This window comes from Streptomyces sp. NPDC058157, from assembly GCF_042884105.1.
Classification (GTDB): Bacteria; Actinomycetota; Actinomycetes; order Streptomycetales; family Streptomycetaceae; genus Streptomyces.
Map to the genome: position 1 here is coordinate 19,454 of NZ_JBHVUQ010000092.1, position 10,396 is coordinate 29,849.

Consider the following 10,396-nt stretch of genomic DNA (forward strand, 5'->3'; position numbering starts at 1 on the left):
ACCACGCCCCCCCACCCCCCCCCCGCCCCCGCGCCGCGTCCCGGGGGCTCGGGGTTCCGGGCCCCCCCCCGGCCGGGGGGGACGGCGGCGGCACGGGTCCGTCCTACACCTACACCTACACCTGCTCCTGCTGGGCGGCCGTCAGCGCCTTCAGCAGGCCCGTGAGCCGGGTCGTGCGCGGCTTGGGCGGGACCTGGGCCACCGCGTGCGCCAGGGCCTGGTCGACGCCGTGCACCACCGACAGGTGCCGCACGGCCCGCCCGAACGCCGTGTACACCCAGTCCCGGGACAGGGCCTGCGCCGCGTCCCCCGGCAGCACGACGACCACCGCAGGCCAGCGCGAGCCGACGGCCTGGTGCGCCGTCACCGCCCAGCCGTGGCGCACCCGCGCCTCCACCCGGTCCTGCGGTACGACGATCCGCGTGCCGGCCGCGTCCAGGTGCAGCCCCTCGGCGTCGGCCGACACGACCCGGGCCGGCACCGCCCGCCCGGGCGCCGGAACGTGGACCACCCGGTCGCCCGGGTCGAAGCCGGCGAACCGGCCGGGCCCCGGGTTCAGCCGCTCCTTGAGGGCCGCGTTCAGCGCCCGGGCCCCCGCCGGGCCGCCGTGGCCCGGGGTGACCACCTGCACGTCCTCGGCCGGGACGCCGAAGGCGCGCGGCACCGAGTCGGCCACCAGCTGCACGGTGCGGTGCACGGCCTCGCCGGCGTCGCGCACCGGGACGATGACGACCTCCTTGCCGGGGGCGTCGACCTGGTTCAGCTCCCCGATCCCGATCCCCGAGACCAGCTCGCCGATCGGGCCCGGGTCCGGGGTCCGGGAGTTCACGTGGGGGAAGGCGCGGGCCGCCAGCACGTCGGCGAACACCCGGCCGGGCCCCGCCGAGCCGAGTACCCCGGGGTCGCCGGAGAGCACCAGCCGGGCCCCGTCCGGCACCGACTCCACCAGGGCCGCGGCCGCCTCCACGTCCAGCTGCGGGGCGTCCAGGACGACCAGCAGGTCCAGCTCGAAGCGGCCGTCGGCGTCCCGGCCGGGGCCCTGGGCCCCCGCCAGCAGCTCCGCCACGGTGACCGCCCCGGGCGCGGGGGCGTGCGCCGCCAGCACGGTGCGCAGGCCCAGCCCGCGGGCGGCCGCCGCCAGGGCCAGGGGTTCGGCGCGGGCCGCCTCGCCGCCGGTGTGGGTGACGAGGCCGGCCGCGGCCACGGCACGGACCAGCTCGGCGCCGGGGCCGGCCGCCGCCGCGGACCAGTCGGCCGGGGCCGTGAAGGTGGCTGCCAGCCGGGCCAGGCCGTCGGCGAGGCTCTCCTCCGCCAGGGCGTGCTCCTCCAGGCCCACGAGCACGCGCACGGGCTGCTCCTCGTCCTCCGCGACGGGCTCGCCCAGCGGCTCGTGGAACACCAGCACCGCGCCCTCGCCGATCGCCGCCTCCAGGGTCTCGGCGGGGGCCGGCGCCCCGTACTGGGCCAGGGCCTTCTCCAGCACGGGGGCCTCCAGGGCGGTGTGGCCGCGCTCGGCGGCCTGCGCCAGCAGCCAGCCCACCAGGGCGGCGCCGCGCCGCTCGTCGGCGGGGCCGGCCGCGGGGCCGAGCAGGGCCCGGGCGAAACCGTCGGCCTGCGCCGGGCGCACCCCGGGGACGGCCAGCAGCCGCCAGGGGTCCTCGGCGAGCCGCTCGGCCGCACCCTCGCCGAGGGCCTCGGCGGCCGGCCCGGCCAGCGCCTCGGGGGCCCCGCCGCGCGCCAGCACGGCCCGCACGGCCGCGACGTCCCCGACGGCCCGGACGGGGGCCTGCGGGCGGGGCTGCGGGGGCGCGGGGGCCGCCGCCCGGCGGGGCGCGGCCGGAGCCTCGTCGAAGGTCGGCGCGGGCGCCTTGGCCCCGCTCTCCACGGCCCGTACGGCGGCCAGCAGGTCGGCGGCCCGGCCGCTGAGCTTGCCGCCCGCGTCGACGGGGTGCTCCCGCTCGGCCTTCCGCCGCGCGATCCGCTCCCGCTCGACCCGCTGCGCGGCCAACTCGGCCTGAGCCTCGCTGAGCTCCGGAGCCGCCTCGGCGGTGCCCTTGGCGGAGCCGGCCTCCGCGTCGGTCCCTGCGGGGCTTTCCCCCACCCCGCCCCTTCCCGAAACCGGAGGCTCCGCCCCCGGCCCCCCGTCCGCCTCCGCCCCGTCCGCCTCCGCCCCGGCTGCGCCGGGCTCGGCGCCGTCAGGCTCGCCGGAGGGCGCACCCGGGCCCGCCCCCGCCTCCGCCTCGGCCCCGGCGGCGCCGGAGTCGGACCCGGTCCGGGCCTCGGTGGGGTCCGGTTCCGGGTCGGGGCCGGGCGCGGCCGCCGGTTCCGGGCCGGGCTGGTTTTCGGCCCCCGGTGTGCCGGAGGCCTCCGGCTGCGCTCCCGGGGGTGTGGCCTCGGGGGTCGTCTCGGGGTCCGTGCTCACAGCGTGCTCCAGTCCTGGTCGGGGTAGCGGTGCACGGGTGCGGACACGTCGTCCAGCGCCCGGCGGATCTCCTCCGGAAGACTAAGGGCCTCCACCGACAGCGCCGCCGCGAGCTGCGCCGACGTGCGGGCGCCGACGATGGGGGCGGCCACCCCGGGGCGGTCGCGGACCCAGGCGAGGGCCACCTGGAGCGGGGTGACCGCGAGGCCCTGGGCGGCCGTGACGACCGCGTCCACGATCCGGCCCGCCGCCTCGTCCAGGTACGGCTCCACGAAGGCCGCCAGGGACGCCGACGCGCCCCGGGAGTCCGCCGGGGTGCCCTCGCGGTACTTGGCGGTGAGGACGCCCCGGCCGAGCGGGGAGGAGGGGAGCAGGCCGACGCCCAGGTCCAGGGCCGCCGGGAGGACCTCCCGTTCCACCCCGCGCTGGAGCAGGGAGTACTCCATCTGCGTCGAGGCCAGCCGGGTCCGCACCCCCGGCGCCGCCAGCTGCCAGGTCGCCGCCTTCGCCAGTTGCCAGCCGCTGAAGTTCGACACCCCGGCGTAGCGGGCCCGTCCGCTGGTCACCGCCAGGTCCAGCGCCTGGAGGGTTTCGTCGAGGGGGGTGTCCGGGTCGAAGGCGTGGATCTGCCACAGGTCGACGTGGTCGGTGCCGAGGCGGTCCAGGGAGTCGTCCAGGGCGGACAGGAGGTGCCCGCGCGAGCCGTTGAAGCGCCGGCCCGGGTCCGGGACGCTGCCCGCCTTGGTGGCGATGACCAGGTCCCGGCGCGGTACGAGGCCGTTCACCAGCCGGCCCAGGAGGTACTCCGACTCCCCGTCGCCGTACACGTCGGCCGTGTCGACCAGCGTGCCGCCCGCCTCCCAGAACGTCTTCAACTGCTCGGCGGCGGCTTCCTCGCCGGTGTCGCGGCCCCAGGTCAGGGTGCCGAGGCCGATCCGGGAGACGCGCAGTCCGGTGCGGCCGAGATGCCTCTGCTCCATGACCGCTGAGACTACTGGGGCACTGCCGCGAGGCCGTCGGGCGCGCTAGAGTCCCTGCGCAGACCTACGTTACTGATCGGTAAACCGGCACATCGTAAGGGGACGACACATGCGGCTCGGCATCAATCTCGGCTACTGGGGTGCGGGCATGGACGCCGACAACCTCGCCGTCGCCCAGGAGGCCGACCGCCTCGGCTACGACGTCTGCTGGGCGGCCGAGGCCTACGGCTCCGACGCGGCGACCGTACTGGCCTGGGTCGCCGCCCAGACCGAGCGGATCGACGTCGGCTCGGCCATCTTCCAGATCCCGGCCCGCCAGCCCGCGATGACGGCCATGACCGCCGCCACCCTGGACTCCCTCACCAAGGGCCGCTTCCGCCTGGGCCTCGGCGTCTCCGGCCCCCAGGTCTCCGAGGGCTGGTACGGCGTCAAGTTCGACAAGCCCCTCGCCCGCACCCGCGAGTACGTGGACATCGTCCGCAAGGCCATGAGCCGCGAGCGCCTCAGCTACGAGGGCGAGCACTGGACCCTCCCGCTGCCCGGCGGCCCCGGCAAGCCGCTGAAGCTGACCGTGCACCCCGAGCGCCCGCACATCCCGCTCTACATCGCCGCCATCGGCCCCAAGAACCTGGAGCAGACCGGCGAGATCGCCGACGGCGCCCTGCTGATCTTCCCGGCCGCCGAGCACCTGGAGGAGACGGCCCTGCGCCACATCCGCACGGGCCGCGCGAAGGCCGGACTGACCATGGACGGCTTCGACGTCTGCCCGACCGTGCCGCTGGCCGTCGGCGAGGACGTGACCGCCCTCGCGGACATGTTCCGCCCCTACACCGCCCTGTACGTCGGCGGCATGGGCAGCCCCAAGCAGAACTTCTACAACCAGCTCGCCCAGCGGATGGGGTACGAGAAGGAGGCCGCCGAGATCCAGGCCAAGTACCTGGGCGGCGACAAGACGGCCGCGGCGGCCGCCGTCCCGCACTCGCTGATCGACTCCACCACCCTGCTCGGCTCGGTGGAGCGCATCGCCGACGGGATGCGGGCCTACGCCGACGCCGGGGTCACCACCCTCACGCTCGCCCCGGCCGGTTTCACCCTGGACGAGCGGCTCACCGCCCTGCGCGCCGGCACCGAGGCCCTGGAGCTGGCCGGCCTGGCCTGACGCACCCGCGCCGCCCGCGCGACGGATGCGAGGGCGGCGCCGGAAGGAAGCCTGCGGCCGTGGTGGGGGCTCGGGGGGTCTTCCCCGCCACGGCCGACACAGCGAACAACGCGCGGCCCGCCCGCGGGGTTACGCCCCGCGGTGCGGGCCGCGGTTTCGTTCATTCGGCCGAGTCGCGGCACCCCTCGGTTGCCCGCCCGCTCCATCCGCATTTGACTCGTTCCATGCTCTCCGCACGCAGCCTGTTCCAGGAGATCGTCGACAGCGACGACGCCTTCCAGCTGTTCTGCTCCATCGCCGCCAGCGGGGAGTCGCAGGGCGGCTGGGAGAACGCCAGGATCGCCGCCCTCGTCCCCGACGGCATGCGCCACCTCGCGCCCAAGATCGCCCGGCACGGCGCCGACGAGGACAAGCACGGCCGGATCTTCCGCGCCCTGCTGCGCAGACGCGGCCTGCCCGCCGTCCCCGTACCGCCCGAGACCGACTACACGATGCTCCTCGAACGCCGCGGCATCGGCCTCGCCCACGAGAAGCTGCGCCGCGACGAGCCGCTGGGCGAGGAGGACATCGTCGTCTACCTCGCGCACAGCCGGGTCACCGAGCAGCGGGCCGCCGACCAGATGGACATGCTCCTGCGCCACTTCGGCGGCCACCCCGAGATCGGCAAGGCCGTGAAGGTGATCAGCCACGACGAGGACAACCACCTCGCCTACTGCCACGAGGAACTCCTGCGCCTGGCCCGCGCGGGACACGGCCGGACCATCCACCGCGTCCTGCGCGAGAGCGCCCTCGCCGAGATCGCCGTCCACCGGGACGTCAGCCTCGCCGTCATGGACCGCATGGGCCGGCTCCTGCGCTGGCCCGCGCCCAAGGCCGCCGCCCTCGCCGCCGGCATCCGCGGGACCTACGCGTACGAGCGCTTCAGCGGCTGGCACCGCATGGTGGCACTGCGCCCGCCCGAGCGCACGGACCCGCTGGGCGGCAGGCCCGTCCCCGCGCCCGGCTTCGCCTGAGCCCGCAGGCGCTCACAGCCAGCCGCGCCGCTTGAACATCCGGTGCAGCCCCAGGCACAGACCCGCCATGAGCACCAGCACCGCCGGGTAGCCCCACCACTCCCGCAGCTCCGGCATGTGGTCGAAGTTCATCCCGTAGATCCCCGCGACCATCGTCGGGACGGCCGCCATGGCCGCCCAGGCGGAGATCTTGCGCATGTCGTCGTTCTGCCGGACCCCCATCTGCGCCAGGTGCGCGGCCAGCGCGTCCGACAGCAGCCGGTCCAGGCCCTCGACGTACTCGTTCGCCTTCGTCAGGTGGTCGGCGACGTCACGGAAGAACGGCTTGGCGTGGTCGTGCACGAAGGGCACGTTCCCGAAGGCCAGCCGGTCCATCGGCTGCGACAGCGGGCTCGTCGCCCGGCGGAACTCCAGCACCTGCCGCTTGAACCCGTAGATCCGCGACGCGGTGTTCCGGGTGTCCGCCGCCTGCGGGGCGAACACCTCCGCCTCCAGCTCCTCCAGGTCCGCCTGCAGCTCGGCCGCCACCTCGATGTAGTGGTCCACCACCGCGTCGGACACCGCGTACAGCACCGCCGTGGGCCCGTGCCGCAGCACCTCCGGCTCGTGCTCCAGCCGCCGCCGCACCGCCGCCAGCGCGGCCCCCTCGCCGTGCCGGACCGTCACCACGAAGGAGTCGCCGATGAACAGCATCAGCTCGCCCGTGGTCACCGTGTCCGCGTCGTCGTCGTACATCACCGGCTTGAGGACGACGAACAGCGAGTCGTCGTACACCTCCAGCTTCGGCCGCTGGTGCGCGGTCAGCGCGTCCTCCACCGCCAGCTTGTGCAGCCCGAACTCGTGGCTGACGTGGTCGAACTCCTGCTCCGTCGGCTCGTACATGCCGATCCACAGGAACGCGTCACCCACCGCGCGCGCCTGGGCCAGGGCCTCCGAAAGGTCCCCCGGGGCCTCGGAGCGCCGGCCGTCCCGGTACATGGCGCAGTCCACAATCACGCGGGGCATTCTTCCCCCATCGCCGCCCGCCCGCACGTCGGCCGCACCGCTTAGGCTGGCTCCCATGGCCACGCTGATCCTCGTACGACACGGGCGGTCCACCGCCAACACCGCCGGGCTGCTCGCCGGCTGGACCCCCGGGGTCGCCCTCGACGAACGGGGCGCCGCCCAGGCCGCCGCGCTGCCCGGGCGGCTCGACGGGGTGCCCCTCGCCGCCGCCGTGTGCAGCCCGCTCCAGCGCTGCCGGGAGACCCTGGCCCCGCTGCTGGAGGCCCGCCCCGGCCTGCCCCTGCACACCGACGAGCGCATCGGGGAGTGCCACTACGGGGACTGGTCGGGCCGCAAGCTCTCCGAGCTCGCCGACGAACCCCTCATGAAGATCGTCCAGCAGCACCCCTCCGCCGCCGCCTTCCCCGGCGGCGAGTCCATGCGCGCCATGCAGAACCGCGCCGTGGACGCCGTCCGCGAATGGAACGCACGGATCGAGGAGGAGCACGGCGCCGACGCCGTCTTCCTGATGTGCTCCCACGGCGACATCATCAAGTCCGTCGTCGCCGACGCCCTCGGCATGCACCTCGACCTGTTCCAGCGCGTCCACGTCGACCCCTGCTCGGTCACCGCGATCCGCTACACCCCCAGCCGGCCCTTCCTGCTGCGCCTCGGAGACACGGGCGACCTCGCCCCGCTCATCCCGGCCGCGGCGCCCCCCGCGGAGAACGCGGCCGAGGGCGGCGGCAACGCCGTCGTGGGCGGCGGCGCGGGCGCGGCCTGATCGGGCGGCGCAGTAGGGTGGCAGGGCCCACACACGTGCGCAGCCCTGCCCCCGCCCCAGACTTGGAGACCGGTCGTGCCCCGTCAGGTGTTCCTTTACGACCCGCCGGACCGCTTCGTGGCGGGCACCGTCGGTCTGCCTGGACGTCGCACCTTCTTCCTCCAGGCCTCCCAGGGCCCCCGCGTCACCAGCGTCTCCCTGGAGAAGACCCAGGTCGCGGCGCTGGCCGAGCGGATGGACGAGCTGCTGGACGAGGTCGTGCGCCGCACCGGGGGCAACGCCCCCGTCCCGGCCGTCGCGACCACCGAGGCCGCCGACACCGCCCCCCTGGACGTCCCCGTCGAGGAGGAGTTCCGCGTCGGCACGATGGCGCTGGCGTGGGACGGCGAACAGCAGCGGATGATCGTCGAGGCCCAGGCGCTGGTCGAACTCGACGCCGACTCCGAGGAGGACCTCGCCGAGGCCGAGGAGCGGCTGCTCCAGGACGAGGAGAACGGCCCGCCCATGCTGCGCGTGCGGCTCTCCGGCGCCCAGGCCCGGGCCTTCGCCAAGCGCGCCCTCGACGTGGTCAACGCCGGCCGCCCGCCGTGCCCGCTGTGCAGCCTGCCCCTGGACCCCGAGGGGCACGTGTGCCCCCGCCAGAACGGGTACCGGCGCCAGGTGTGAGCGCCGTGACCCCGATAGAGGAGCTGCTCACCCGCGGTGAGCTCACCGTCCGCGGCCGGATCGCCGAGGCCTCCAACGCCGTGCTGCTGTGCACCGTGGCCTACGAGGGCCGCAGCGCGGAATGCGTCTACAAGCCCGTCAAGGGCGAGCGGCCGCTGTGGGACTTCCCCGACGGCAACCTCGCCCGCCGCGAGCGCGCCGCCTACCTCGTCTCCGAGGCCACCGGCTGGGGGCTGGTGCCCACGACCGTGCTGCGCGACGGCCCCTACGGAGAGGGCATGGTGCAGCACTGGATCGACGCCGGAGAACAGCCCGAGCCGCAGCTCCTCGCGCTGGTGGAGGGGGAGGAGGCGGGGGAGGGCTGGAAGGCGGTCGCACTCGCCGAGGTCGGGGAGGGCCGCACGGCCCTGCTCGTCCACGCCGACGACCCCCGCCTGCGCCGGCTCGCCGTCCTCGACGCCGTGATCAACAACGGCGACCGCAAGGGCGGCCACCTGCTCCCCGCGCCCGACGGCCGCCTCTACGGGATCGACCACGGTGTGACCTTCCACTCCGAGGACAAGCTCCGCACCCTGCTCTGGGGCTGGGCGGGGGAACCGCTGACCGGTGAGGCGCGCTCCGTGCTGACCTCCCTGGAGGCCCAGCTGGCCGAGGACGCCCCCTTGACCACCCGGCTGGCCGAACTGATCACCCCCGCCGAGCTGGCCGCCGTACGGGCCCGTGTGGCCCTCCTGCTGCGCAGCGGGACGCATCCGAAGCCCTCCGGGCAGTGGCCGTCGATCCCCTGGCCGCCCGTCTGAGCAGGGCGTGCGCCGGAAGAGGCCGGATGGGGACGGACGCACAGATCCGGCCAAAGCGCAAGGGTGTCGATCAAGCCAACAGTGCTGCTCCCATTCGTTTCCGGAACAGTCGTCCGGTTAGGCTCGAAGCATGCATGCCTGGCCCGCTTCTGAGGTCCCCGCCCTGCCCGGCAAGGGCCGCGACCTCCAGATCCACGACACCGCGACCCAGGCGACGGTCACCGTCGACCCCGGTCCCGTCGCCCGCCTCTACGTCTGCGGAATCACCCCGTACGACGCGACCCACATCGGTCACGCGGCGACCTACAACGCGTTCGACCTCGTCCAGCGCGTGTGGCTCGACAACAAGCGCCAGGTCCACTACGTCCAGAACGTCACGGACGTGGACGATCCGCTGCTCGAGCGGGCGCTGCGCGACGGGCACGACTGGACCGAGCTCGCCGAGCGCGAGACCGCCCTCTTCCGCGAGGACATGACCGCCCTGCGGATGCTGCCCCCGCAGCACTACATCGGCGCCGTCGAGGCCATACCCGGCATCGTGCCGCTGGTCGAGCGGCTCCGCGACGCGGGCGCCGCGTACGAACTCGAGGGCGACATCTACTTCTCCGTGGAGTCCGACCCGCACTTCGGCGGGGTCTCCCACCTCGACGCCCAGGCGATGCGGCTGCTGTCCGCGGAGCGCGGCGGCGACCCGGACCGCCCGGGCAAGAAGAACCCCCTGGACCCGATGCTGTGGATGGCCGCCCGCCCCGGCGACCCGAGCTGGGACGGCGCCTCGCTGGGCCCCGGCCGGCCGGGCTGGCACATCGAGTGCGTGGCCATCGCCCTGGAACACCTGGGCATGGGCTTCGACATCCAGGGCGGCGGCTCCGACCTCGCCTTCCCGCACCACGAGATGGGCGCCTCCCACGCGCACGCGCTGACGGGCGAGTTCCCGATGGCCAAGGCGTACGTCCACGCGGGCATGGTCGCCCTGCACGGCGAGAAGATGTCGAAGTCCAAGGGCAACCTGGTCTTCGTCTCCGCCCTGCGGCGGGCCGGCGTCGACCCGGCGGCCATCCGCCTGGCGCTGCTCTCGCACCACTACCGGGCGGACTGGGAGTGGACCGACGCCGTCCTCGCGGAGGCGCAGGCCCGCCTGGCCCGCTGGCGCGCGGCCGTCTCCCGCCCGGACGGGGTCCCGGCGGACGCGGTGGTGGAGGAGGTCCGCGAGGCGCTGGCCCGTGACCTCGACGCCCCGGCGGCTCTGGCTGCCGTCGACCGCTGGGTCGAGGCGCAGCTGGCCTCCGACGAGACGGACGAGACGGCCCCCGGCCTGGTCTCCCGCACGGTGGACGCCCTGCTGGGCGTGGCCCTGTAGTACCGGGGCGGGGCGGGGCCGGGGCACCGCTACGCGGAGCCTCTCCCCGCCCCGCCCTTTCTCCGTTTCCCGGGGCGAGCCCCGGACCCCGTACGTGCGCTCCGCGCCCGGTGCGCACAATCGCCGCGCGGGCTGGAAGTTCGCTGCGCGAAATCCAGCCCCGCCGGCGTTTGAGGCGCGGGGGTCTGGGGGCGGAGCCCCCAGAGAACGGGTGAAGGGCGGGTAGGG

9 protein-coding genes are annotated in these 10,396 nt (G+C 75.2%); 6 read left to right on the forward strand and 3 right to left on the reverse strand.

Annotated elements, in window-relative coordinates:
* Positions 1 to 115: 115 nt before the first annotated feature.
* Together ACFVXK_RS22455 and ACFVXK_RS22460 are read right to left on the reverse strand one after the other, a co-directional pair.
* The gene (locus ACFVXK_RS22455) at positions 116 to 2,422 is read right to left on the reverse strand and encodes a helix-hairpin-helix domain-containing protein (RefSeq protein WP_389614292.1); all 2,307 of its coding nucleotides are present in this window, start codon (positions 2,420 to 2,422) and stop codon (positions 116 to 118) included.
* Positions 2,419 to 3,402 carry an aldo/keto reductase gene (locus ACFVXK_RS22460; RefSeq protein ID WP_389614294.1) on the reverse strand — a complete coding sequence of 328 codons (984 nt, stop codon included), beginning with the start codon at positions 3,400 to 3,402 and terminating at the stop codon, positions 2,419 to 2,421. Before ACFVXK_RS22460 ends, ACFVXK_RS22455 begins: the two co-directional genes overlap by 4 nt.
* A gap of 109 nt (positions 3,403 to 3,511) precedes the next feature.
* Here ACFVXK_RS22460 and ACFVXK_RS22465 point away from each other — a divergent pair, with 109 nt between their 5' ends.
* On the forward strand, positions 3,512 to 4,561 hold the full coding sequence (locus tag ACFVXK_RS22465; RefSeq protein WP_389614296.1) for an LLM class F420-dependent oxidoreductase: 1,050 nt from the start codon (positions 3,512 to 3,514) through the stop codon (positions 4,559 to 4,561).
* A gap of 224 nt (positions 4,562 to 4,785) precedes the next feature.
* Positions 4,786 to 5,574 carry a ferritin-like domain-containing protein gene (locus tag ACFVXK_RS22470; protein ID WP_389614298.1) on the forward strand — a complete coding sequence of 263 codons (789 nt, stop codon included), beginning with the start codon at positions 4,786 to 4,788 and terminating at the stop codon, positions 5,572 to 5,574.
* Between the two features lie 12 nt (positions 5,575 to 5,586).
* Here ACFVXK_RS22470 and corA read toward each other — a convergent pair whose 3' ends face one another.
* Positions 5,587 to 6,579, reverse strand: coding sequence for a magnesium/cobalt transporter CorA (gene corA, locus ACFVXK_RS22475; RefSeq protein ID WP_389614300.1), 993 nt, complete (start codon positions 6,577 to 6,579; stop codon positions 5,587 to 5,589).
* Between the two features lie 55 nt (positions 6,580 to 6,634).
* Between corA and ACFVXK_RS22480 the strand changes: the two genes are divergently transcribed.
* The 4 genes from ACFVXK_RS22480 to mshC all read left to right on the forward strand — a co-directional run bounded on the left by ACFVXK_RS22480 (position 6,635) and on the right by mshC (position 10,168).
* The gene (locus ACFVXK_RS22480) at positions 6,635 to 7,342 is read left to right on the forward strand and encodes a histidine phosphatase family protein (protein ID WP_389614302.1); all 708 of its coding nucleotides are present in this window, start codon (positions 6,635 to 6,637) and stop codon (positions 7,340 to 7,342) included.
* A gap of 75 nt (positions 7,343 to 7,417) precedes the next feature.
* On the forward strand, positions 7,418 to 8,008 hold the full coding sequence (locus ACFVXK_RS22485) for a DUF3090 domain-containing protein (RefSeq protein WP_358898203.1): 591 nt from the start codon (positions 7,418 to 7,420) through the stop codon (positions 8,006 to 8,008).
* On the forward strand, positions 7,972 to 8,808 hold the full coding sequence (locus ACFVXK_RS22490; protein ID WP_389614304.1) for an SCO1664 family protein: 837 nt from the start codon (positions 7,972 to 7,974) through the stop codon (positions 8,806 to 8,808). The genes ACFVXK_RS22485 and ACFVXK_RS22490 overlap by 37 nt, the downstream gene beginning before the upstream one ends.
* Positions 8,809 to 8,938: 130 nt before the next feature.
* Positions 8,939 to 10,168 (forward strand): cysteine--1-D-myo-inosityl 2-amino-2-deoxy-alpha-D-glucopyranoside ligase, encoded by a 1,230-nt coding sequence (gene mshC / locus ACFVXK_RS22495; protein WP_389614306.1) that lies wholly within the window; start codon positions 8,939 to 8,941, stop codon positions 10,166 to 10,168.
* Positions 10,169 to 10,396: the final 228 nt, after the last annotated feature.

Excerpts from the sequence above, each read along its gene's own strand:
- ACFVXK_RS22480 (WP_389614302.1), top strand. The coding sequence starts at position 6,635 with ATGGCCACGCTGATCCTCGTACGACACGGGCGGTCCACCGCCAACACC.
- mshC (WP_389614306.1), top strand. The coding sequence starts at position 8,939 with ATGCATGCCTGGCCCGCTTCTGAGGTCCCCGCCCTGCCCGGCAAGGGC.
- corA (WP_389614300.1), bottom strand. The coding sequence starts at position 6,579 with ATGCCCCGCGTGATTGTGGACTGCGCCATGTACCGGGACGGCCGGCGC.
- ACFVXK_RS22470 (WP_389614298.1), top strand. The coding sequence starts at position 4,786 with ATGCTCTCCGCACGCAGCCTGTTCCAGGAGATCGTCGACAGCGACGAC.
- ACFVXK_RS22460 (WP_389614294.1), bottom strand. The coding sequence starts at position 3,402 with ATGGAGCAGAGGCATCTCGGCCGCACCGGACTGCGCGTCTCCCGGATC.
- ACFVXK_RS22465 (WP_389614296.1), top strand. The coding sequence starts at position 3,512 with ATGCGGCTCGGCATCAATCTCGGCTACTGGGGTGCGGGCATGGACGCC.